This is a genomic window from Paenibacillus sp. FSL P4-0113, assembly GCF_038009305.1.
In the GTDB taxonomy this organism is placed as follows: Bacteria; Bacillota; Bacilli; order Paenibacillales; family Paenibacillaceae; genus Paenibacillus; species Paenibacillus polymyxa_D.
Genome location: NZ_JBBPAZ010000001.1, coordinates 2,958,154 through 2,981,551 on the forward strand (window position 1 = coordinate 2,958,154; position 23,398 = coordinate 2,981,551).

The 23,398-nt window shown below is 47.4% G+C and carries 19 protein-coding genes; 2 read left to right on the top strand and 17 right to left on the bottom strand.

The annotated features are described in order from the left end of the window. Window positions 1–199: 199 nt before the first annotated feature. The 7 genes from MKX46_RS12605 to ftsE form a co-directional block, all read right to left on the bottom strand. Window positions 200–583 (bottom strand): hypothetical protein, encoded by a 384-nt coding sequence (locus MKX46_RS12605; protein WP_029514546.1) that lies wholly within the window; start codon window positions 581–583, stop codon window positions 200–202. A gap of 273 nt (window positions 584–856) precedes the next feature. After that, entirely contained in the window at window positions 857–1,414 is a 558-nt protein-coding gene (locus tag MKX46_RS12610) for a class I SAM-dependent methyltransferase (protein ID WP_029514547.1), read from the bottom strand. A gap of 177 nt (window positions 1,415–1,591) precedes the next feature. Beyond that, a complete protein-coding gene (locus tag MKX46_RS12615) occupies window positions 1,592–2,908 on the bottom strand; it encodes a PDZ domain-containing protein (protein WP_341071281.1) in 1,317 nt (438 codons plus the stop codon). A 165-nt stretch (window positions 2,909–3,073) separates the two neighbouring features. Continuing rightward, a complete protein-coding gene (locus MKX46_RS12620; RefSeq protein ID WP_029514549.1) occupies window positions 3,074–4,540 on the bottom strand; it encodes a S41 family peptidase in 1,467 nt (488 codons plus the stop codon). A gap of 206 nt (window positions 4,541–4,746) precedes the next feature. Beyond that, window positions 4,747–6,030, bottom strand: coding sequence for a M23 family metallopeptidase (locus tag MKX46_RS12625; RefSeq protein ID WP_029514550.1), 1,284 nt, complete (start codon window positions 6,028–6,030; stop codon window positions 4,747–4,749). 82 nt (window positions 6,031–6,112) lie between these two features. Beyond that, a complete protein-coding gene (gene ftsX / locus MKX46_RS12630) occupies window positions 6,113–7,030 on the bottom strand; it encodes a permease-like cell division protein FtsX (protein ID WP_013312238.1) in 918 nt (305 codons plus the stop codon). After that, window positions 7,020–7,706 carry a cell division ATP-binding protein FtsE gene (ftsE, locus tag MKX46_RS12635; RefSeq protein WP_023990620.1) on the bottom strand — a complete coding sequence of 229 codons (687 nt, stop codon included), beginning with the start codon at window positions 7,704–7,706 and terminating at the stop codon, window positions 7,020–7,022. Before ftsE ends, ftsX begins: the two co-directional genes overlap by 11 nt. Window positions 7,707–7,930: 224 nt before the next feature. Here ftsE and MKX46_RS12640 point away from each other — a divergent pair, with 224 nt between their 5' ends. Beyond that, window positions 7,931–9,349 (top strand): VanW family protein, encoded by a 1,419-nt coding sequence (locus MKX46_RS12640; RefSeq protein ID WP_069010687.1) that lies wholly within the window; start codon window positions 7,931–7,933, stop codon window positions 9,347–9,349. A gap of 71 nt (window positions 9,350–9,420) precedes the next feature. Here MKX46_RS12640 and MKX46_RS12645 read toward each other — a convergent pair whose 3' ends face one another. Continuing rightward, window positions 9,421–10,572, bottom strand: a complete 1,152-nt coding sequence (locus tag MKX46_RS12645) for an S-layer homology domain-containing protein (protein WP_341071282.1) — start codon at window positions 10,570–10,572, stop codon at window positions 9,421–9,423. Window positions 10,573–10,837: 265 nt separating this feature from the next. Between MKX46_RS12645 and MKX46_RS12650 the strand changes: the two genes are divergently transcribed. Then, on the top strand, window positions 10,838–11,626 hold the full coding sequence (locus MKX46_RS12650) for an alpha/beta hydrolase (protein WP_318627919.1): 789 nt from the start codon (window positions 10,838–10,840) through the stop codon (window positions 11,624–11,626). Between the two features lie 78 nt (window positions 11,627–11,704). Here the strand turns inward: MKX46_RS12650 and MKX46_RS12655 are convergent, their stop codons facing one another. From MKX46_RS12655 to argF, 9 genes are all read right to left on the bottom strand, one after another. Further along, a complete protein-coding gene (locus tag MKX46_RS12655; RefSeq protein ID WP_069010684.1) occupies window positions 11,705–13,339 on the bottom strand; it encodes a glycosyltransferase family 39 protein in 1,635 nt (544 codons plus the stop codon). A 103-nt stretch (window positions 13,340–13,442) separates the two neighbouring features. After that, window positions 13,443–15,044 (bottom strand): ArnT family glycosyltransferase, encoded by a 1,602-nt coding sequence (locus tag MKX46_RS12660; protein ID WP_341071283.1) that lies wholly within the window; start codon window positions 15,042–15,044, stop codon window positions 13,443–13,445. Next, complete coding sequence (locus MKX46_RS12665) at window positions 15,041–15,460, bottom strand: GtrA family protein (protein ID WP_341071284.1); 420 nt, start codon at window positions 15,458–15,460, stop codon at window positions 15,041–15,043. Before MKX46_RS12665 ends, MKX46_RS12660 begins: the two co-directional genes overlap by 4 nt. After that, window positions 15,423–16,430 carry a glycosyltransferase family 2 protein gene (locus tag MKX46_RS12670; RefSeq protein ID WP_029514557.1) on the bottom strand — a complete coding sequence of 336 codons (1,008 nt, stop codon included), beginning with the start codon at window positions 16,428–16,430 and terminating at the stop codon, window positions 15,423–15,425. The genes MKX46_RS12665 and MKX46_RS12670 overlap by 38 nt, the downstream gene beginning before the upstream one ends. A 23-nt stretch (window positions 16,431–16,453) precedes the next feature. Then, window positions 16,454–18,913 carry a glycosyltransferase family 2 protein gene (locus tag MKX46_RS12675; RefSeq protein WP_341071285.1) on the bottom strand — a complete coding sequence of 820 codons (2,460 nt, stop codon included), beginning with the start codon at window positions 18,911–18,913 and terminating at the stop codon, window positions 16,454–16,456. Continuing rightward, window positions 18,906–19,157 (bottom strand): hypothetical protein, encoded by a 252-nt coding sequence (locus tag MKX46_RS12680; protein ID WP_029514559.1) that lies wholly within the window; start codon window positions 19,155–19,157, stop codon window positions 18,906–18,908. The genes MKX46_RS12675 and MKX46_RS12680 overlap by 8 nt, the downstream gene beginning before the upstream one ends. 447 nt (window positions 19,158–19,604) lie before the next feature. Then, window positions 19,605–21,017, bottom strand: a complete 1,413-nt coding sequence (gene argH / locus MKX46_RS12685; RefSeq protein WP_013312248.1) for an argininosuccinate lyase — start codon at window positions 21,015–21,017, stop codon at window positions 19,605–19,607. Between the two features lie 86 nt (window positions 21,018–21,103). Beyond that, a complete protein-coding gene (locus MKX46_RS12690) occupies window positions 21,104–22,339 on the bottom strand; it encodes an argininosuccinate synthase (protein ID WP_069010680.1) in 1,236 nt (411 codons plus the stop codon). A 63-nt stretch (window positions 22,340–22,402) separates the two neighbouring features. Beyond that, entirely contained in the window at window positions 22,403–23,359 is a 957-nt protein-coding gene (argF, locus tag MKX46_RS12695; protein WP_165146279.1) for an ornithine carbamoyltransferase, read from the bottom strand. Between the last annotated feature and the right edge of the window lie 39 nt (window positions 23,360–23,398).

The window sequence follows — 23,398 nt, forward strand, 5'->3', positions numbered from 1 at the left end:
GTACAGCGTCATATCCCTGCTTGAAATGTTCCAGCCGAAGACAACACCCTCTTTCTTTGAAACTGGATTTATAATATTACCTTAACACAAAGGTATATTGACATTTTTAACTATTGTTTTAATTAGCTAGTATTAATTTCTTAAATAACCATATTGCTTGAGTATCCCAATAGCTCTTGCTTATCCACACTCGTCTTTCCTACCGTACTTTATCCTTTTGAATAAGCTTATAATAGATGCGCGCAGGCTCTGATTCTCCAGTGGATAAAATGTATTCTGCCAAAGGTGCGCACAGCTTTTGGAGGTAAAAGGAGTATAGTAGCTCGGCCGTGTCAAAATGAATTTTCAACACCTGCTTCATCAAACCTTCGAATTTGGAGTAATCCAGTTCTTCCGGGGTAATATCAAACGGGTACTCAGGAAAGGTTTTTTTCTGAATTTCAACAAACTGCTCCCTAAGCTTCGGTTGATTGCCTGAACGGGCAGCCGAGAAATTCATCATAAAAAAAGATACAAAGTCCGTCTCACGATCACTTAACTTATAGTACTCACACCAACGCATGAATATCAGTGGTTTTACCATATATAAATCTCCTTTAACAAAAGTTCAGATTTATCATGAATCTTACAAAAATCTAGTGGGTTCCATCTTATGTAATATATAGGTTAAGCCCCATTTTAAAATATGATTCCTTAAATGAATTTTGCTTTTTAACATATCCCCTTCTTATATATCTATGAAAGTGGACAACAAAAAAAGACCGTTTCAGTATCTTAATGACGCTGACCAAGTCTTCTCATAATCATCCGTATAATCGCATTCGTATTTATTCTAATCTTCTACATAGCTGCAAGGTTACAGGCTGCACGTGAACACATAAGCGGGCGGGACATTGCAGTTTACCTTTTTAATCTGAATGTCAGCAAAAAAGGTGCGGAAAAAATTGTGTTTGACCTTGCTGTACTGGAACGTAATAAATTTGCCTTCCTGGCCCAAAACCTCAGCCGTTTGTCCCAAAATAAGGCTAGATAACGCGCCTGGCAGGCTGGTGAAAGGGAGCCCTGATACGACATAATCCACTTTTGGAACCTCATACTGTCGTATATACTGCGCTACATGCTCAGCCGATCCATGAATGATGTGTACCTTCTCCAAGTGTCCGTACTTGCTTTGTAGCGTTTTGTAAAACGATTCATTAGCTTCAATCACTAAAAGTAGCGTTTCTGGACGCTTGTTCAAAATCAGCTCTTGCGTAAACACACCGGTCCCTGCACCATATTCAATAATGCACGATGCTTTGTCAAAGTAAATCGGTGTGGCAATTTGTTTGGCCAACTGTCTTGAGCTGGGTATAACAGCGCCTACGCTGCGTGGATGCCTGATGTACTCTCGAATAAAGTGAATCGCGTTCATCTTTTCCTCTCCCTGCTTGACACACATGATAGACATTCGGTTCATCGACGCTTCTTATTACATATTCATTGTATACCGATCAGAATATTGATTTCAAGCAGGCTACTGTTGGCATATAAAAAGAGCGTAGCCTTATTCGACTCTAATCAAATAATGACTACCCTCTTATTGTAACATCTATTTGTTCATGGTATCCAACTGTGTACCCTCTGCCTGCGATGCCTGTCCAGCTTTACGTCGCCGTGCGCCTATATGCATGGCAACAATCCGATAGATGGAGGCCGGCTGTAGGGATACGGCCCAGCTCGCGTCTGCATCCGGTGCAAGCACGACCCCTAGCTGGTGATGATCGCCATCGTACATGCCTCGCTGCACAAACTTGCTCTCGCCTTGCAGATTGCGTACTTCCAGCTTGCAAAAGGCAGAATTGATCCGCAAGGCCTGGTGTAACTCGGCACGGGTATTCACAATAACTCCATTCACGCGGTAAATGGCCTCGCCCGGCAGTATGCCCATGGCTGTCGCCGGACTGTCTGGCAGCACAGCGAGCACACGCATCCCTTGCTCCGGATGGACAAACATCGGGCTAAGACGACTTTCCTCCATATTACCATACCAGATCAGTGCCTCATGAGCCAGAAAAGAGAATAACGCTGCTAACAATATCAGCGGACTCCACCATGCAGCCAGCAAGCTCAGCAGAAGTAAAGCCACACTGTACAGAAGCAAGCGGTTCGAAGTGAGTACCGCCTTCTGTCGTGGTAGCTGGCCTAGCGTCACGCTGCTGAAGCCCATCAGGACTGGTAAGGCTGCCAGCATATACCCGGTTCCGGCATCGCCGCCGAACAACGGTGTCCAGGGAAGCATGAATCCTCCCTGAGTGGGTACCAGCAATAACAACGGAATGGGCCAGAGATCTTCCATCCGATAGCCGCCAACCAATCTCCCCCGTTTGCCCTCGACAAACAGTGGAGTGGCAGCTTTCCCCCCTTGCCAGCGAACCAACAGCGCCTCAGCCACATGCAGCACGGCGGCCAACACCAACAGTGCTGGAATATCCAATCCGCGGATAGCCGTTACTGAAGTTCCGAGCGCTCCCACAGGTTGCCAGCCACTGGCCACATTTAGGAAAAATTGAACCACACCTAGCAGACCTACCGAATAAGCGAGACACAGGTAACGGACGCGTACCAGCATGAGCAGTAATGTTGCTACCCACAGGCACACGATGGAAGCCGGGTTCAGATGCACGCTGACGAACATTCCCAGAACGGATAGCGCCATTCCAGCAAGCAAACCACTCCATACGACACGCCAGGTCTCTGAGGCCCAGCTATGCATTTTAGTATGAAATAGCTTGCGCTCCAGCAGCATTTGCCGACGATAACCAAGTGCGACAATGAGTATTGAGATATAATAAAACGGCTGCATAAGCAGGTATAAGCAAGCATTCAAGACGCTCCATCCCCATTGTAATGCCCATTCCAAGTCCATTCACACTCCCTTATGCCCCTGGCCCGCTGTATAGCGGATCACGTACACTTCATATCCATTTATTCTATATGAAATTGCCAACGTAGGGAAGACAAACCGACAGACTGCAAATAAATCCCAATATAAAAGGAGGCTGTTTCCAGCCCCCTTGTTGTAGCCTCACTATTATTTCGCTACGCTTGTCTTCATTTCCTTCCGAATCTCTTCAATCCCCTGCTTGAGTTGATTATCATTTTTCGGATCACGAATTTTCTCAATCAGCTTGGCTTCCATCGCTGCTGCTGTCTTCGCATCAATGATGCCACTAGCCGTCAGCTTCGCTTGTTTTTGAAAAGCAATAACAGAGCTTTCAGTTACTTTGTCAAAATAGCCATCCTCGCGACCTGGTTTGTAACCCAAACCTTGCAGAATGATTTGTGCATTTTTCACATCACTGCTATTCATATTGTATTTCAAGGACTTTTCCTTGTTCAGCGGTGCTGCTGTGAAGTATTCAGGCTGTTCCACCGCGATGTTCGGCTTAATCCCTTTTTTATGAATCCACGTTCCATTTGGCGTTAACCATTTGGCAATCGTGATTTTGAGCAGGCTACCGTCACCCATTTGCTTGTCATAGCTGGTTTGTACAGTACCTTTACCAAAGGAGTTTTCCCCGATCAACACAGCACCTGCTGATTGCTGGAGAGCACCTGCCAGAATTTCGGACGCACTTGCGCTACCTTTATTCATTAGCAAAGTCACAGGGTAATTTTTACGTGAACCTTTGGATTTCTCTTCTTCACGCTTCTGATTCTTGTCTTCCACTTGTACAATCGTTTTGCCAGAAGGTACAAATTGCTGCGCAATCTCAATGACCACGGAAAGCACGCCGCCCGGGTTATTACGCACGTCAATGACGAGCCCTTTTAGCCCTTGCTTCTCGAGCTTCGCCAACTCTTCCTTGAATCGTTCTGCTGTATTCAAGGAGAACTGGGTGATCGTGATGACGCCTACACCGTCGCTTTCCATATGAGCTGTTACAGTTTCCATATCAATATTGTCACGGGTAATCGTGTATTCGAGCGGATCAGGAGAGCCACTGCGCTGAATTTTGACTTTCGCCTGACTGCCTTTAGGTCCACGGATTTTGGAAACGGCCTTGTTCAGATCCAATCCGTCCAGTGTTTCACCATTAACAGACAAAATAATATCCTTAGAGCGTAGCCCTGCCTTTTCAGCCGGCGAGCCTTTAATTGGCGTGACTACAACTACTTTTCCGTTTTCAGCCGCTACTTCAGCTCCGATCCCGGTAAAAGAGCCTTCTATAGATTGCTCGAACTGTTGTGCAGTTTCTTTACCCATATAAGAGGAATACGGGTCGCCGAGCGACTCCATCATACCATTGATGGCGCCATCCACCAGCTTGGTACGATCCACATCCTGATAATATTGTCCCTGAATCAGGTCCATCGCCGTTTCGATTTTGCGGATATCACTTCTGGAAGTAGAACTGCTACCTGTCACACTCGCCAGCAGTCCTTCGCCCAGAGCGCTGTTCCCTACTGTAGTCGTTCCAGTATAGGCAAAAGTGAGCAGACTGCCGCCAAGCAGCCCGATCACCATCAAGAGTATCGCTGTACTTTTTTTCAACATCTAATCGTCCACCGCCTTCTCATTATCTTGTATCCTATTGCCTTACAACGCATATCCATCCACGAAGTATACGTCTAGCTTGTACGGAATATGTTAATTGTATCCTACTCCGTGTCTCAATGCACATGTTCTTCATCGGATATTAACCATTACAGCAAAGCCCTATCTACAACCGTAATGGCTATAAATAGGGCTTACCTTTTTTACTATAAATAGTTCATCGGATTTACAGGTTTATTATTTTCGCGCACCTCAAAATGACAGTGAGGTCCTGTGGAATTGCCCGTCGAACCAACTTCTGCAATTTTTTGACCACGTTTCACAGTCTGCCCCGTATGAACCACCGTACCGCCATTGCGAATGTGTCCGTATAGGGTCCATAGTCCGTCTCCATGGTCAATTACAACTGTGTTTCCATAACCACTCCACCACTCGGCAACAATGACAACACCGTCTTCAGCTGCATGAATATCAGTTCCCTGCGGAGCCGCCATATCAATACCTGTGTGGCCTTTAAGCTTGCCAGTAATCGGATGTACCCGCATGCCAAAAGTAGATGAGAGTCTGTAATGAGATACAGGTAAAGCCAACGTACCTGATCCACCCGTATACGTACTGGCTGCCGCATGGCTGGAATTCGAGGCAGCGCCTGAGGAAGAAGATGCATATCGTTTGGCTTCAGCCGCACGTGCAGCCGCTCTGGCGCGTGCTGCTTTGGCAGCCTGCTCCGCTCTGAGCTTGTTCTTCTCCTGCACCAGACCCACACGTTTGTTCGCGAGGGCTACCAGCATGTCATTTTGCTCTTCGCTGATTTCATCTGACTCCGCAATATCATGATCATAATTGGAAATCAGTCTTTGCTTCTCTTTCTCCTTCGAATTCAGTTCTGCTTTGGCGCCCTGCTTGAGCGCATACAGCTTCTTGGCATTTTTATATTCCGTATCCAGCTGCTTCTTCTTACTTACGACCAGAGCCTTGTCCTTTTTATGCTCGTCCAACAGGATTTGATCCTGCTCCACGATCGTTTTCAGGGAATCTACCCGGCTAAGAAAGTCACTAAAACTGGACGAAGACATCAGCACGTCCATATATGAGACGGTTCCATCCGTATACATCAAACGCACACGAGTTTCCAGCATTTTTTCCCGTGACTGGATACGATCAATGGCCTCAGCTAAATCTTTTTTAGTCGCACGCAGATTATCTTCCGTTTGATCAATCTGAACCGCAACACGAGTCAGCTGATCACTGACACTGTTAATCTGAGCAAGCACAATTTTTAGGTTTTGCACGGTTTTATTTTTGTAATGTTGGGCATACTGTTTATCTTGAGCAGCCTTTTCCTGTTGTTGCTTGGCAGATTGGGCCTGCTTTTCCAATTTGTTCAGCTGCGAATTGATCTCACTCATGCTTTTGGCATATCCGTCAGAAGGCTGGATTAGCAATGCGGCTACCAAGGTAGCGGCCAACACAGATCCTGTTTTTTTCAACTTGCACTCCCCATCCTTTATCGCAAAATAACACCGGGCTTCCCCGTTCTATTAAATCGACCACGACGTCATCCAGCGCTTCTTATACTTTTAAGAACTTGCGCATGGACAGGGTACTGCCAACAATTCCGACCAGCATCCCCAAAATAATCAACAATGCACTCAACTGAATCCAAATGCCTTCAAGTGGCATAAGCTTCAACATATTCAGAGCTATATCGCCCTGAACGGCGGTCAGCAAACGCTGATATCCAGTAAATAAAATACCCACGGTAATCAGGGAACCAATGAGACCAATAAGCGCTCCTTCAATAAAAAACGGCCAGCGTATAAAAAAGTTGGTCGCACCGACCAGCTTCATAATGCCAATCTCTCTTCGTCGTGCCAATATGGTCACGCGAATCGTATTCGAGATGAGGAACATGGACATGATCGCCAGTCCAGCGACGAATATAAAGCCTACATTACGAATGAGCTTCGTAATCGTAAAGAGCGTCTCTACGGTGCCTTTTCCATAACGAACCTTTAAAATCGGTTTCTCTGGATGCAACGTATTCAGCTTCTCAATCTTTTCGGCCACAAATGGAACCGTTGTTGGTTCAATAACCTCTACCACAATTTTGTCCGGCAGTGGATTGCTGTCCTTGTCAAAACCCTCCAGCAGCTCCTTGCCGCTGTCACCCAAATCTTTGCGCAGCTCTTCCAAACCCTGAGCTTTAGTCACAAAGGTCGTTTTGCTGATTTCTGGCATCGCCGCGATTTCCTTTTGCAGTGTTTCACGCATGTTTTGCTCTACATTCAGCTCCAGAAATACGTTAACCTCCACCTGACTATCTGCCTGATCAGCCAGGGAATTGACGTTGAGCACCAGCATGATAAATACGCCCAATATGAGCAGTGATACAATAATCGAGGTGACGGATGCCACGGACATCCAGCCATTGCGGAATATGTTTTTGAAACCTTCCCGCACATGACGTAAGAAGGTGTTAAAAGTCATATCCGTACTCCCCTCTTACCTGATCCCTTACGATGTTGCCATTTTCAATGGCAATCACGCGTTTACGCATAGAGTTCACGATGTCCTTATTGTGGGTCGCCATCACAATGGTCGTGCCTCGAAAATTAATTTCGTCCAGCAACTGCATGATCTCCCACGATGTTTCCGGGTCCAGATTTCCCGTAGGTTCATCGGCAATGATCACGGAAGGATTGTTTACGATGGCCCGTGCAATCGCTACACGCTGTTGCTCCCCACCGGAAAGCTGGGCAGGCTCACGATTCATTTTTGTTTTCAAGCCAACCAGTTCAAGCACTTCGGGTACCCGTTTGCGAATCAGCTTCTTGGGAGCTTCAATAACTTCCATAGCAAAAGCCACATTCTCATAAGCCGTCAAACGCGGCAAAAGCCGGAAATCCTGAAAAATGACTCCGATGTTACGACGAACGTAGGGAATTTTACGCTGCTTGAGCTTCCCGATATTAAAACCATTGACTGAAATTTGCCCCTTGGTAGGTACTTCTTCTCTATAAATAAGCTTCATAAAAGTCGATTTCCCCGCTCCAGACGGGCCGACTACGTATACAAATTCATTGCGGTCAATTCTGACCGATACTCCTTGAAGTGCGTGGGTTCCGTTAGTATAGGTCTTCCACACATCCTGCATTTCAATCACTCGATCACTTCCCGTTGCTTAATCATATTACGCATAACCTAATATCCATTCGACATATTCCATGCATTTCCTTTAAAAACTTCTCTATTTCATCATACCGTTTATCATTGTAACAAATTTGTTACCTAAATAGTACCGAAAGTTTTCTGCTTTTGGCACATATATATGAATATTATGGCACACGAGTACGCTATCAAGCTTATCAGACAGGAGACATCTGCATTATGAAAAAAATTCATTTATCTGTCATTTGGATATGGTCTGGTGTTCTGGCGCTAGCCATGTTGTGGGGAGGACTTCATCTGTACGCCGACAGACAAACACTGCCGGAGGGAGTGAGGGTCGGAGGAATTAACGTAGGAAGCATGGATCACACAGCCGCTCTTCGGCTGGTGGATAAAAAATTGGATGCATTGAAGCAACGTCCACTACTTCTGACGGACAGTGACAGCAGTGCACAGGATATAAAAATTACACTCGGGGAAGCAGGAATTCATTATAAAGCGGAGGCATTTCGGAATGCCGTGACGGCACTCAGCTCGGAGCATCTATGGACTCGTGTGCAGACACGTTTTAGCTTCGAGAAGGAATGGTCTATCACATCTTTCCGACAGGAGGAGATATTAAGGGCCCAATTCGGAGCCGATTGGGAGGAGCAACGATATGGCATGCCTATCAATGCTGTGCGACAGATTGACGGGAATGATCAGGTTCGTTATATTCCGGGGCGCTCTGCCCGACGCCTAGATTGGCCCAGATTGGACGCCGCACTAGATAAGGCGCTGCCCAAGGATTTTACCGCTTCGGAAGAGCCCGTACGAGTGGAATTACCTTTCCGTCAGCTGGAACCGAAAATTTCGGTGGACAGTCTACGTAACGAAGGGATTGAGCGCAAAATTGTCCAGTTCTCCACCAGTCTGGGCAGCAGCTCGGAAGGACGCGTGTACAACGTTAACTCAGCGGCAAGCACCGTTGATGGTTTAATTCTCAAGCCGGGTGACATTTTTGACTATGGCCAATTGATTGCCAAGGCTGAGCGCACTCATGGCTTTCGTGAAGCTCCAGTGATCGTGAACGGTCAGTTGGAGTCCGGTATAGGCGGGGGGATTTGTCAGGTATCCAGCACGGTGTATAATGCAGCGCTGCGAGTCGGTTTGGACATTGTTGAGCGCCGCAACCATTCCTTGCCGGTCAGCTATCTGCCCAAAGGTCAGGATGCGACTTTCGCTACGGGGTCCATTAATTTCCGTTTTAAAAACAATACAGGCAAGCATTTGTTACTTCGTGCGGCTGTCCAAAACCGAACACTTATTGTTAAATTTTTTGGTACATTTCCGTCCAATGTTTCGTATGAACTGGAATCCCATACGGTTCGCGTACTTCCCATACCGGAGAAGAGGCTGCGTAATGACTCACTTTCCCCTGGCTTCTATCAAGTACTTCGGCAGGGCAAAGAAGGGTATGTGGTAGAAACATTTCGGGTAAAAAAGGTAGACGGAAAAGCCGTAGATCGCACCCGAATCAGCCGCGATACGTATCGAGCGCAGCAACGCATTATAGCTAGTTATGGCGGTGGCACATCGTCTGAGCCACAAACACGTGAACCCGAGAAGTCTATTGTCGAGGATGGTATAAGCGAATAAACGAAAAATCCCCCTTCCATTGTCGGCTGGACTTGTTCCAGACAGAATGAAAGGGGGATTTTAGCTATAAATTACTCGCTGCGTTTACCCAAAACAGAAATTTCTACAGGCTCACTTTCGTTACCGTCTGCATCTTTAGCTTTGATTACCAGTCTAACCGTTGCTTTTTGAGTAAGCACACTGATACTAAATGTGCCATCATCTTTGGCTACTGCACTACCGATAGGCAGTTCGTTGGAATAGGCGGTTACTGTGGAACCTGCTTTAGCTGTCCCCGTAATTGTACTTTCTCCGTCATACACATCGTTGACTTTCAGTACTCCCGTAGTTGCAACTGTGTCTGTAGTGCTATCTGTAGTCGTATCCGTAGTTGTGTCTGCATCTGTGTTGGTATCTATTGTTGTAGAGTTGTTCGTAGTCGCGCTATCTGTGCTGGTATTTGTGCTGCTATCTTCTGTTTCGCTGCCAGAAGTAGTCGACGTGTTACCATAAGTGGAATCTGTCACGTTGCTGTATGTGGAATCCGTTACCGTTCCACCAGGAGTCGTCGTCAGATTATCAACAGGGCTCAGGTTGTAGCCGGAAGCAGCGTCCAGAATAGCAATTGCCTCTGCACGAGTCAGCGACTTCAGTGGCTGAAATTTACCATCCGGATAACCGTTGATGATTTTTTGCTCCGCAGCTGCCGCTACACTTTTCTTTGCCCAAGATCCAATTTTGTCGGAGTCAATAAATTTAGTAACATCTGCTGCGTTACCCGCAGTGAGTCCAATAGCTTTGCCTACGATAGCCGCAGCCTCTTGACGTGTTACCTTACCATTTGGTTTGAGCTTGTTACCTGCATAGCCGCTTATGTAACCTGCATTCACGGCACTTGTCAGCTCGTTGTATGCCCAGTGAGAAGCTGGTACATCTGTGAACGTTCTGCCTCCATTACCGTTTACTTTTACACTGTCCGCATACGTTACGTCTGTCACAGCTGGAGTATCCTGCGTGAACGTACCCAAACTGCGGTTCAGAAGAACAATAAATTCTGCACGTGTGATTGCCGCATCCGGTTTTACCGCGCCGTCCAATTGTCCTGTGGCTGACCAGCGTTGCACCTGATCTCCTGCCCAATGTCCATTTGTAGTTTGAGGAGCAGCTGCCGCTGCGCTGAATGCGCTAAGAATAAGACCTGTACTCAATACACCTGTAACTGTATTTCTTAACTTTTTTCCCATGCTATAAATTCCTCCTCTGATTGGATTCATCATTCTTTTTTAAACACTTTACCAGAAATCAAACCCAAATAACCCCCAAATTAAAAAAATCGTCCCATATAACCATACCCCCTCCTAATGTAGGATAAATAAGAAACGGGACTTAATACCTAGTCGCTCACTTGGATATGTATATTTAGACAGGCTAAGGTATACTGAATGAATACTCAGTCATATGCTGAACACCGCAATGAGGTCACAAACCCCTAGGAAAAGAGGTCTTCTTATGGCTCTTATTCAATGTCAGTTTTATTCGGAAGTTCTTGGTCTGAGCACATCCATGAATGTTATTCTTCCTCAGGCAACCCGTTCACAAATTGGACTAGAGGGCAAGCAAGGAACCGGGCCACATCCGACGCTGTATTTGCTGCATGGCCTATCGGACGATGATTCAACCTGGTTGCGTCGAACCTCCATTGAACGCTATGTGGCCTCATTGGGCCTGGCTGTCGTTATGCCCCAAGTACATCGGAGTTTCTATACGAATATGGAGCAAGGAGCGGCTTATTGGAGCTTTATCAGTGAAGAATTGCCAGCTTTGGCACGTTCATTCTTTCCTCTATCCGACAAGCGTGAGGATAATTTTGTAGCCGGACTTTCTATGGGGGGATATGGTGCTTTCAAACTGGCACTCCAGCATCCAGAGCGGTTTGCAGCCGCTGCCAGTCTTTCGGGAGTCATGGATTTACACGCATCACGCACCGATCCTATGCAAAATGCGATGAGTCCAGCGGAATGGCTTAACATTTTTGGGCCAGATGAAATACGCGGAACAGATCACGACTTGCTAGAGTTGCTACAACGTCATGCTGCCTTGGGGACCTCACTCCCCCGACTCTACCAATGCTGCGGCACAGAGGATTTCCTCTATAAGGGAAATCAGGCTTTTCGTGAAACATGTAGTACCGTCGGGGTTCCGCTGACCTACGAAGAAGGTCCTGGAGCGCATGAATGGGGATACTGGGACGCGAAAATTCAGGATGTTCTGGCATGGCTACCGCTCAAAGAGCACTAAACAGGTTAAAAAAATCCCCGTAGCTTCTCTCATCGCACCATGGCGAAGGGATAGGCTCGGGGATTTATTATATGCACATTAGGGATTTGTTGTGGTCTCCGTTGATGGAGATTCTTTAGTTAGTGACTTAGGCAGTACTTTATACAGGCGCCACTCGCCATTAAACTCACGTTCAAGCTGAACCCATGGGGCACCATGTTCATATAAGTTCGGATATACCATATTGATCTTACTCAGTGGCATGCCTGACATGATCTTAGGTACAAGGATATAATCCACATGGTGATCCTGCGGATAACTTAATGCCTTATTGAACGAATAATCGCTGGTGATCAGGAAGCGTTTAGGATGTTGGCTGTAAACAATCATGGTGTAGGCTGAAGCCGAATCGGTCATAATGGTAGACTTCGGCAGATGCTCATCCAACCAAACGGCAATCCTACGATCTGACTCCTGTCTCACATAGTTCACATTACCTGTCCGTGTGAGAAAGCTGTTCTCATCCGGTGCAATATCCGGGCGAGTCAACGCATAGGAAAGTAATCCAGCGGTAAGCAGCAGACTGACGGATACCAGGCCAAAGGCTGCCCTCCGCCATCGTCCCTGAAGCTGGCTCAACTCATAAGGCAACCAGGCTATGGTAATTGGGAATACATACATAAAATAACGAAACCATCCATACGAAGATTGCTTCATCATAAGTAAAAACTGCAATCCCGGCACTGATAGGAACAGCAGCAAAATAATCAGGGTTCCCCATCGGAACAAGCGTCCACTCAACAGACGAATGAACAGAATAGCCAACAACGGTACCGAATACCAAAGTGTTTTGGAAGCAATAAATTTCAAGGCTACCAGCGGATTGGAGAAAATCTCTACAAACTTATCATCATTCAGCAGCTCTGCCGATTGGGCCGTGTTCGAATACTCCGAATTCAGGAAGTAAAAAGCATTCCCCATAATGAGATAGTTAAAGAAAATCCATAACAGCCCGGAAAAGACCACGGGGAGCAGAAGCAGTAACCACGTTGCCTCGACCTTGTGCAGTTTTTCTCGCAAGGCCAGCTCGCGTCTGCCCATGTTTCGATGGAGAAACAAAACCGCCAAGACCACGCCACCTGCCATTGCCACGCCCAGAGGAACCGCTTCATAACGAGTCCAGAACGCCATGGCAAGCGCTAATCCAGAAACAATCAGACTTGCCGTCATGCGATCCTTGAGCCACAATGCAAACTCAATCACCGTCATCATAATGAAATATATGTATAGCGAATCACTCAGCCCATTGGCACCAAACAGTAAAATAAACGGATTCAGTGCATACAACAAAGCCAGCAGCAAGCTCATACTAGAGCTAAGCCCTGTTCTGACACCCGCCCGATATAGCAACATAGCGGTCAAAGCAGAAAAGGTAGCACTCAAAATAATAGCAGCCAATCCATAGGTGGCTAATGCCGGAAAGATTGGATACAGCAGTAGAATCACCATTTCCAGAAGACTGGGTAGTGGATTCCAGATAAATCCGATGGCGCCCAGATGCGGGTCGCGGCTGTACAGCACGTAAAATGCGTTAGCTACGCGACTGAGCGCGTCTGTGTGCATATATCCCAGAACATAGCTGAAATAGATGCCCGCAGAAAGTTCCAATGCAAGTATAAATACAAACAGACCTATAGCCATCCATCTGCTTGCAGACCATTTGCGAAAGGACATTCCTCTCGTTCCCCCTCAAACTTCTTGCGGTGATACAGCTGTAGCCCACTCACACCCTACAGCTGTATTCTTCCCTCCGCTACGATGCACTAAAATATAATAATTATTTCGATTCTTCATGCTCTATTTTGTACAGTCGCCACTGCCCGTCAAAGTCATGTACCAACGAGGCCCACGGCGCTCCCTTTTCGAATAAATCAGGATAGCTCCGGTTTACCTGATCCAGCGGTACCCCATCCACCAAGCGCGTGACCAAGACATAATCCACCTTGGAAGCAGGCAGATCTATTAAAGATTCCCCAAAATCATAATCACTCGTAATCATAAACTTCTTCGGAATTTTGCTGCTCAAAATGATCGGATAGGCGGCATAAGAATCTGTCAAAATAAGAGATGAACCATAATACTCATCCAGCCACGGCGCTATTTTCCGCTCAATAATTTGACGTTCGTAGCTTTCATTACCACTATGCGTCAAATAGCTGTGTTCATCTGCTGCAATCGCGGGGTTCGTCAGTGCGTAGGATAACAAGCCTGCTGTTACCAACATCCCTGCCGTTACCAGTGAGATTCCGATCCCCCGCATTTTCCCCTTCAACAGACTAAGCTCATACGGCAGCCAAGCAACCGTAATCGGGAATACATACATAAAATATCGGAACCAGCCAAACGAAGAATGCTTAAACATCAGTAAAAGCTGAAGCCCGGGTACCGATAAAAAGATTGCTAATAGCGTAAGCGTGCTCCAACTCCACAGACGTTTGTCCAATAGGCGTATAAGCAAAATGGAAATTAACGGAGCCGCATACCATAAGGTTCGTTGCCCTATGAACTTTAGCATCAGCACAGGGTGGGCGAACATGGCCACAAAGCGCTGATCCTCTAACAAAGCCGCTGATTGTGTGGAATTGGAATATTGCGAGCGTAAAAAGTAAAGCGGGTCGCCCATGATAATCCAGTTAAAAAAGAGCCACAGCAAACCGGAAAAGACAAGCGGCAGCAACAATAGAAGCCATGTCGCTTCTACCTTGTACAGGCGCTCTTTTAAAGACAATTGCGTTCTAACGCTCTCTCTGTTTGTACGCCACCGATGCAGAAAAAAGATCGTCAGCAATACACCCAAAGCCATCGCAACGCCAAGCGGAACCGCTTCATAGCGCACCCAAAAAGCGAGTGCAAGTGCAAAACCGGATACGATCAAATTCGCCGCCTTGCGATCCTTCAACCACATACAAAATCGACTCACTGTCAACAGGATGAAAAAGATATATGGCGAGTCACTTAAGCCGTTGAAGCCAAACAGAAACATAAATGGATTCAGTGAAAATAATAGCGCAATCAGCAAGCTGGTTGCACCGTGAAGCCCCAACTGTTTGCCCGTCGCATACAATAATGCCGCGCTCGCCCCTGCAAACAGGCTGCTCACAATCACTGCCGCCAGCCCGTGGGAAGCGAGTACTGGAAATAAAGGATAAAACAACAGCACGATCAGTTCCATCAAACTGGGCAGCGGATTCCATACAAACCCGATAGCACCCAAGTGTGGATCACGACTGTATAGCACATAAAATGCATTAGCCACTCGACTGAGCGCATCGGTATGCATATAGCCAAGATGCCATGCAAAATACACACCCCCCGCCAGTTCAAGAGCAGCAATAAAAGCAAACAATGACAGCAATTTTCCGTGTTTTCTTAAAATCATGAAACCTCTTTCTGACGCTGTTGCGGAACGGAGAAGATCCAGTAGCGGTTCCAGAAATAATTATGAACAGGCACGATGATGGTAGTTAGTACTTCACCGATCAGATACGACCAACCGATCCAGTGAATGGTCATGTACATCAGGGCGGCATTTAAGAGTAAGCCACAGGTACAGACCAATAAATATTTAAGAAACTGGGTGCGGCTTCCCTCACCGGTAGGCTCGAACGTCCAGTTTCGGTTCAGCACATAGGAAACGAGCAGCGTAACCACGAATCCTATTGTAGTAGCCATTACTGCAGGTACCGTAAACAGCTCCACCAGCAGCACAAGTACACCAACATGGATACCTGTACCCAGCAGTCCTACAATACCGTATTTAATGATTGGATACTTTAGATATGAACGTCTGATCATGTTGATTAAACTCCCTGTCCACCCACAATCGGTCAGCATTCGCCCGTTTATCTGCTATCAGATAGCGAGGTCTAGCTTTGACTTCGTGATATATGGCGGCAATATATTCTCCTACTACTCCGATCGACAGCATGAGTACACTGCCGATAATCAAGAGCAGCAAAATGACAGTGGTAAAACCGGTCACAGCGTCACCCATTAATTTACGCATTAAGGTCTGAATCCCCAATACGACTGAAATCAGCATAAAAATGAGGCCCATCAGACTTACAACCCGCAATGGTACTGTCGAAAACGAAACGATCGCTTCTGCTGCCAGTCGAGTCAGCCCTAACGGACTCCAGCGGCTTGGACCCTCTTCGCGTGGAGCCACTCGGAATGAAATCTGGGTTTTACGGAAACCGAGCCAGGCCGTCATTCCGCGAAAAAACGGCATCCGCTCTGGCATCGCCATCCAGGCATCCACCACTCGTCGATCCAGTAGCTTATAATCGGAGGCATCCTTGAGATTAAAGCCCGTCAAGCGGTTCAAGGTCGCGTAGAACAAAGAAGCTCCAAGCTTTTTGCCCACCGACTCTTCTCCCCGGAATTCTTTCACACATTCGACCAAATCATAACCTTCATTTTGCCATAAACGCACCATTTCTCCAATCATCTCAGGAGGGTGCTGCAAATCACCGTCCATGACAATGATTGCATCGCCAGAGGCATTTTCCAGACCTGCGCACAACGCCAGTTCCTTACCGAAGTTCCGACTCAACCGGAGCGCGAGCAAAGAGGGCATTCGATGGGATAATTCAGACAATTTAAGCCACGTATCGTCCTTGGAACCATCATCTACAATGATGAGTTCATAGCGTGAGGTGACAACAGACAGTACCCCATCAATCACCTTAAGCGAACGCTCAAGATGCGAGCTTTCATTGTACATGGGAATGACGACGGATAAAAAAGGTGTTTTTGTCTCCATTCTTGCTCCTTCTTTCTTCATATTCAGGAGGACTGTGCCGGGGTATCATCCAAGTCGTGCATATCGGTCAGACCATGTGTCGTCTTTTCCCAATAGAACGGCTTGGTAATGAGCTGCCAAGCTGCTTTCACCGCAGCTATACTCATTAGTACCCAATATAACGGCGAGAGTAGCCCATATTTGACCATCGCGTATGAAAATGTTCGTTCACCGCGCTCTTCCAGTTCCCCGATGACCCAATACATTCCGGCCACGTTACTGAATACGAACAGAAAGTTACCGATATAAAATTCCGCGCTGGCCAGGTAATACACATATCCCGGGAACAGCTTGGGAATAAAGGACAATTCCCAGCCAAACCATAAAATAAGCAAGCCCCAAAAAATCGGATTCAGCAACGGCAACATTGGAGTTGCCAAAATCATCACCTGAAAGCCGAAAAAACCTTTCCAGCCCACTTCGCGCACCAGCTTCACCGGATTGCGCATATGAACCAGCCACGTCTGCATATACCCCTTGATCCAGCGCGACCGCTGACGAATCCAGTTGCCCACGCGGCTGTTAGCTTCCTCCCATGTACGGGAATCGACAATAGCAGTTTTGTAGCCGCCTTTATACAGACGTATGCCCAGATCGGCATCCTCGGTTACATTATAGGGGTCCCACGCATTAATATCTTTCAATACAGATACCCGAAAATGATTGGATGTGCCACCTAAAGGAATTGGGGTATCTAACTGCATAATACCCGGCAGCAGTAGCTCGAACCACATACTGTATTCTTGAGTGAACCAGCGGGTCAGCAAATTTTGTGTACTATTAAAATAGTTGAGCTTCGCCTGAATACACGCATAATGCTCAGGGAGTGAATCGAACGCTGCAATGACCTTTTTAAGCTGATCAGCGTCGGGACGATCCTCAGCATCGTAAATCACGACAAACTCGCCACGTGCCCGAATAAGTCCATAATTACATGCCTTCGGCTTGGTTTTCGGCAAACCGTCTGGAACGACCAGTGTCGTGTAATAGGCCGGCAGCTTCATTTCCCGAAGTAGCTCGATCGTCTCAATGTCATCCTCTTCAATCAGCAGCCGCACGTCCAGCTTGGACTTGGGATAATCCAGCTGCTCCAAATTTCGCAACAACATCGGAAGCACGCCCGCTTCCTTATACATAGGTACAAGAATGGTATAGATCGGCAGTTTCTTTTCATCCATGGCGTCAACCTCTTCCTTCGTAAAACGAAGCTGCGCCCCACGCCGGGAACCAAGATAAATAATGCCAAATTTAAATAGCGTCATCGCAAAATAAAACAGCTGAATCATCATATTGATGATCAACACCGTTTTCCAACTGTTCCAGAAGAGACCGAGCAGTGTAATCATACCCATGGCTGCGAACACCCAAAGTTGTCCCTTTGTAAAAGTCGTCCGCGCCGAATTGTGCGGTTCTTTTTCCAACAGCCCGGTCGTGCTCTCCTGCATCATTTCTTCACCGTAGATTTTACCCCAGAGCTGCTCCATCTCTTCCTTCGTAGCAAGCACCTGCTCTACCGGCATACCCAGAATTCCCTCCAGCTTCAAGCGTCGCTCTTCTGGCAGCGGATCGCTGACCGCCACAATATATCGGTTCATATATTGATGGATAACGACCACGCCATAAGCCATTGCCACTTGCTCGGGTAGTTTGTACGCCGCATCCAGCGCGAGTTCCTCACCAATACGCCCGATCCGGTTCTGTGTAGCAATCGCGCGGTACAAATCCGCAGGTTCCAGCATTTGCAATGACAGCAAGATGTCGCCCAGCAGCCCGCCGCTCTTCGCCTGGAACTCCAGTGCGCGTTCCAGTTGTTCCGGCAATATATAACCGGAACGAACCAGCATATCGCCTAGGCGCTCCTTGGACTCGCCGCCGCCAACCTGTTCCTGTAGCTGCTCGGCTGTAATGAAGCCCATTTCTACAAGAATATCGCCCAGCCTACCACCGTAGCGCTTCTGGTTGCGGATGGCATCTGTCAGCTGATCGCGGGTGATCATCCCGTTCTCCACCAGTTGATCCCCCAGACGGGCCTTGCCGTTTCGGCCGCTCCGCGTTCCTGTTGCTGCCTCTTCGCCTTCCGTACCAGGGATACTGGAAGCAGTGACCATAGCAGCTCCTGCTGCTGTCTGTTCCTGGCCAGATGCATATTGGACTTGAGCCTCCTGCCCCTGTCCATCCTGTATCCCTTCATCCAGCAATTGTTCCACAGCTGCTGCTGTATCATTGGCGTTCCGTATAGCCTCGATACGAAGTTCTGTATCCTGAAGTCGCCGTTCCAACTCTTCGATATGAAAATCAAGCTTGTACAGCACCGGAGCCTGCTCTGCCCGCTGAGCCTCTAGCTGTTGTTGCAGTTGTTCGATTCGCTGACGCTCTTCTTTTATTCTTCTCTTGGTTTGGCGAATTGAAACTCCTCCAACCTGCCACCTAAGCTTGTCACCCATGAATTCCCGCCCTTTCAATCCAGCGCCGCTCTTCCGCAAGCGCATCTGCAAGCAGCTGCTTTAACTCCGCATCCCGCTGCTTTTTTCGTTCCAGCGCCGCGTGAAAAAGTTCCCGCTCCTCGCGCAGTAACTCCTCCGCTTGTATCCGTTCCTCATGCAATGAAGATATCAGTTGATCGGCTTCAGAAGCGCGATAACCGATCCAAGCGCTCTTTAACTGACGCGCCGTCCTTTTAGTTCTCATAATACCTCCCTGAATCATCCCGACTCTGCCTTTTGCTACGTCACTACCTTAAAGCATATACATGCCGTTCTCCCAAAACCAGGACATACCTCTGTTCTCATTCAAGCCCTTCATTTACACATTTATGAAATTCACTTGACCAAAAGAGCCCCTAGTAACTTGACATTTATTTATTGAATATAGTTCTTGTCCTATTGAATTGGTAATTCAATGAAAAACTTAGTGCTATTCTACCATAATCACCGTAGACGTAGTATACAAAAATGTAAATTCTAGAAACTTTCACACTAGTGTAGTAATAGGTATTTGGAACTATGAATTAATGCCCCAAAAAGCACAAAAGACACCGCGAACGGTGCCTTAGAATCTTTGATTGCTAATTCCTTAAAATTTGATTTTACACAGTATACCGCTACTGTGCAAGAGAATAATATCTTTCTTTACTGATTAATTTTTCGGCTTGTGCCCTTCAAACCATGTTGATGTATTCGCCAGGAGCTGTTCACTGCGCCCAATGGCTGCCTGTACCTGACCGGTAGCGGTTCCACCATATACATTCCGTGCATTCACTACCGCTTCCGGTTGAAGTACCTCATAGATACGCTCATCAAACAAATCCGAAAACTGCTGAAATTCGTCCAGTGTCAGATCAAGCAAATATTTTCCATGCTGGATGCAATACAGTACGGTTTTGCCAATGACCTCATGCGCCTGACGGAACGGAAGCCCTTTGCCGACCAAGAAGTCCGCAATATCCGTTGCATTGGAGAAGTCCTGGTTGACCGCTTGACGCATGCGATCCTTGTTCACCTTCATCGTGGCGATCATCGGTGCGAACAGTTGCAAGGCTCCTTCCAGCGTGGCAACGGTATCGAACATCCCTTCCTTGTCTTCCTGCATGTCCTTGTTGTATGCCAGCGGCAAGGATTTCAATACAGTCAACAAGCCCACGAGGTTTCCATAGACACGTCCGGTTTTACCACGTACCAACTCCGGTACGTCCGGATTTTTCTTCTGCGGCATAATGCTGCTGCCTGTACAAAAAGCATCATCCAGCTCGACAAAACCAAACTCCGTGCTGCTCCATAGCACCAATTCTTCGCTCAGACGAGACAAATGCGTCATAATCAGCGAGGCGCCAGCCAGGAACTCTACGATAAAATCCCGATCGCTGACGGCATCGAGGCTATTTTCATATACGCCATCAAATCCCAGTTGCTCGGCTACAAAATGACGGTCGATCGGAAAAGTGGTCCCGGCCAAAGCACCCGCGCCAAGCGGCAACACGTTAATCCGCTTGTAGCTGTCTTTGAGTCGGTCAATATCACGCTCCAGCATAGACACATACGCCAGCAGATGATGTGCAAATAAAATAGGCTGCGCACGCTGCAAGTGTGTGTATCCAGGTACAATCGTGTCCAGATTATCCTTTGCTTGGCCGATTAATGCAGCTTGTACATCATGCAGCATACCCACCAGCGATACCACACGTCCACGCAAATACAAGTGCATATCCGTTGCTACCTGATCGTTACGGCTACGCCCAGTGTGTAGTTTACCCCCCACTGGACCAATAGCCTCGATTAGATTTTTTTCGATATTCATGTGAATATCCTCATCCGAAACGGAAAATTCAATTTCCCCACGGCGGATACGCTCCAGAACGGTGTGCAGTCCTTCCTTGATCGTGTCTGCATCCTCCTGCGGAATAATTCCACATTTTCCTAGCATGGCCACATGAGCCAAACTGCCTTGAATATCTTCTTCCGCCAACGCCTGATCAAACCCGATAGAAGCCGTATATTCCTCTACCAGCTTGTTCGTTTGCTTCGTAAACCGTCCGCCCCATAGCTTACTCATTGCATGATCCCCTCTCTGCAATACAAGCCGCCCTCGTCGTTTGGACAAGAACGGCCCGCATCCCGTACATTTTTTAGGTTACATCATTATTTATGATTTTGTGTTACACCCGCATTGACCTTCAAACGCAGAGCATTCAAGCGGATAAAGCCTGTTGCATCGCCTTGATCGTAGGCTTGTGTCGGATCGGCTTCCATGGTCGCAATGTCCGGGTTGTACAAGCTAACCGGACTTTTAACGCCTGCGCCGATAATGTTGCCTTTGTACAGCTTCACACGCACGGTACCACTGACATTTTTCTGACTCTCATGAACCAGAGCCTGCAAAGCGACACGTTCCGGTGCGAACCAGAAACCGTTGTAAACCAAGGTAGCATAACGGGTAATCAGACTATCACGCAGATTCATAACCTCGCGATCCATCGTGATGGATTCCATTTTGCGGTGAGCTGTGAACAGGATCGTACCGCCCGGCGTCTCATAGACTCCCCGACTTTTCATACCAACAAAACGGTTTTCCACCATATCCACGCGTCCGATACCATGCTTGCCGCCGAGCTCATTCAGTTTTTCCATCACTTGCAATGGACTAAGCTGTTCTCCGTTCAAAGCGATGCAGTTACCTGCTTCAAATTCCAACTCCAAATATTCTGCTTCATCAGGAGCGTCCTCAGGCGCGTTACTGAGCAAGAACATTTCTTTATTTTCAGGAGCACTTGGATCAAACCAAGGGTCCTCCAGCACGCCGCTTTCATAGCTGATATGCAGCAGATTACGGTCCATGGAGTATGGCTTGGCTGCAGAAGCAGTTACCGGAATGTCGTGTTTTTCCGCATAGGCAATCATTTCTGCACGGCCCGGGAACTGATTGCGGAACTCTTCCAGCCGCCAAGGTGCAATCACCTTGATATCCGGCGTCAACGCCGCCGCGTTCAGCTCGAAGCGTACCTGATCGTTACCTTTGCCTGTTGCCCCGTGAGCAATGGCTGTTGCTCCCTCGGCAATCGCAATATCGACCATCCGCTTAGCGATCAATGGACGTGCAATACTCGTTCCGAGCAAATATTGTCCTTCATATAAAGCACCCGCCTGAAACATCGGATAGATAAAATCCTTGGCGAATTCATCACGCAGATCATCAATGTACACTTTGGAAGCCCCTGTAGCGAGTGCTTTTTCCTCCAAACCGTCCAGTTCTTCTTTTTGACCAATATCTGCGGTGAAAGCGATGATTTCAGCATCATAAGTTTCTTTGAGCCATTTCAGAATAACCGACGTATCCAGACCGCCGGAATATGCGAGTACGATTTTTTCTTTTGCCATTGTTAAAGTCCTCCCCGAATGCTTCTAGCCCTTATCTTCTTTACCTATCAATACCTATCAATCTTATGCCATTAAAGCAACTAACAGCGCTTTTTGCGCATGCAGACGATTCTCCGCTTCATCAAAGATGACCGAATTCGGACCATCGATTACGCCTGCACTCACTTCTTCCCCACGATGCGCAGGGAGACAATGCAGGAATAAATAATCCGGCTTTGCCAGCTTAACCAGCTCCTCATTCACCTGAAAGTCGGCAAAAGCAAGCTCCCGCTCCTTCTGCTCTTCCTCAAATCCCATGCTCGCCCACACATCTGTGTAGATCGCATCCGCATCTTGTACTGCTTCCTGCGGACTTTGGGTTATAACGATCTCACTACCTGTCTGTTTGGCAATTTCACGGGAAGCTGCGACCACACTCGGGTCAGGCTCGTATCCAGCTGGACTTGCAATCGACACATGCACTCCGAGCTTCGCCCCCCCAATCAAGAGAGAATGAGCCATATTGTTACCGTCTCCGATGTAAGCCAATTTGAGCCCTTTTAGCTCACCCTTTTGCTCATACAAGGTTTGATAATCTGCTAGCACTTGGCACGGATGCGCCAAATCACTCAATCCATTGATCACAGGAATGGACGCATAACGTGCCAACTCTACCACATTATCGTGTCCAAAGGTACGAATCATAATGCCATCCAGATAACGTGACATGACTTGGGCCATGTCGCTAATCGGTTCGCCGCGTCCCAGTTGAATGTCATTTTTGCTGAGGAAAAGGGCATGCCCACCCAATTGATACATACCGACTTCGAAAGATACCCGTGTGCGGGTAGAGGATTTCTCGAAAATCAGTCCGAGCGTTTTCCCTTTTAGCGGCTGATAGGTTTCCCCGTTTTTATGCTTACGCTTAATTTCAACAGCGAGATCAATTAAATACTGGATTTCCTCTGGCGAGTAATCGTCCAGCTCCAGGAAGTCCCGTCCTTTCAAATTCATCTGCTGCAGTGCGCCGCCCTGGCTCATGCTATCGTCTCCTTTTACACTCTAGTCTGGGATGATTTG

Coding starts and splice junctions, on each gene's coding strand:
- MKX46_RS12620 (WP_029514549.1), bottom strand. CDS start 4,540: ATGTTGAAAAAAAGTACAGCGATACTCTTGATGGTGATCGGGCTGCTT.
- MKX46_RS12605 (WP_029514546.1), bottom strand. CDS start 583: ATGGTAAAACCACTGATATTCATGCGTTGGTGTGAGTACTATAAGTTA.
- MKX46_RS12655 (WP_069010684.1), bottom strand. CDS start 13,339: ATGTCCTTTCGCAAATGGTCTGCAAGCAGATGGATGGCTATAGGTCTG.
- MKX46_RS12650 (WP_318627919.1), top strand. CDS start 10,838: ATGGCTCTTATTCAATGTCAGTTTTATTCGGAAGTTCTTGGTCTGAGC.
- argF (WP_165146279.1), bottom strand. CDS start 23,359: ATGAGCCAGGGCGGCGCACTGCAGCAGATGAATTTGAAAGGACGGGAC.
- MKX46_RS12675 (WP_341071285.1), bottom strand. CDS start 18,913: ATGGGTGACAAGCTTAGGTGGCAGGTTGGAGGAGTTTCAATTCGCCAA.
- MKX46_RS12615 (WP_341071281.1), bottom strand. CDS start 2,908: ATGGACTTGGAATGGGCATTACAATGGGGATGGAGCGTCTTGAATGCT.
- argH (WP_013312248.1), bottom strand. CDS start 21,017: ATGAGTAAGCTATGGGGCGGACGGTTTACGAAGCAAACGAACAAGCTG.
- ftsX (WP_013312238.1), bottom strand. CDS start 7,030: ATGACTTTTAACACCTTCTTACGTCATGTGCGGGAAGGTTTCAAAAAC.
- MKX46_RS12645 (WP_341071282.1), bottom strand. CDS start 10,572: ATGGGAAAAAAGTTAAGAAATACAGTTACAGGTGTATTGAGTACAGGT.
- MKX46_RS12660 (WP_341071283.1), bottom strand. CDS start 15,044: ATGATTTTAAGAAAACACGGAAAATTGCTGTCATTGTTTGCTTTTATT.
- MKX46_RS12690 (WP_069010680.1), bottom strand. CDS start 22,339: ATGGCAAAAGAAAAAATCGTACTCGCATATTCCGGCGGTCTGGATACG.
- MKX46_RS12680 (WP_029514559.1), bottom strand. CDS start 19,157: ATGAGAACTAAAAGGACGGCGCGTCAGTTAAAGAGCGCTTGGATCGGT.
- MKX46_RS12610 (WP_029514547.1), bottom strand. CDS start 1,414: ATGAACGCGATTCACTTTATTCGAGAGTACATCAGGCATCCACGCAGC.
- MKX46_RS12670 (WP_029514557.1), bottom strand. CDS start 16,430: ATGGAGACAAAAACACCTTTTTTATCCGTCGTCATTCCCATGTACAAT.
- MKX46_RS12665 (WP_341071284.1), bottom strand. CDS start 15,460: ATGATCAGACGTTCATATCTAAAGTATCCAATCATTAAATACGGTATT.
- MKX46_RS12640 (WP_069010687.1), top strand. CDS start 7,931: ATGAAAAAAATTCATTTATCTGTCATTTGGATATGGTCTGGTGTTCTG.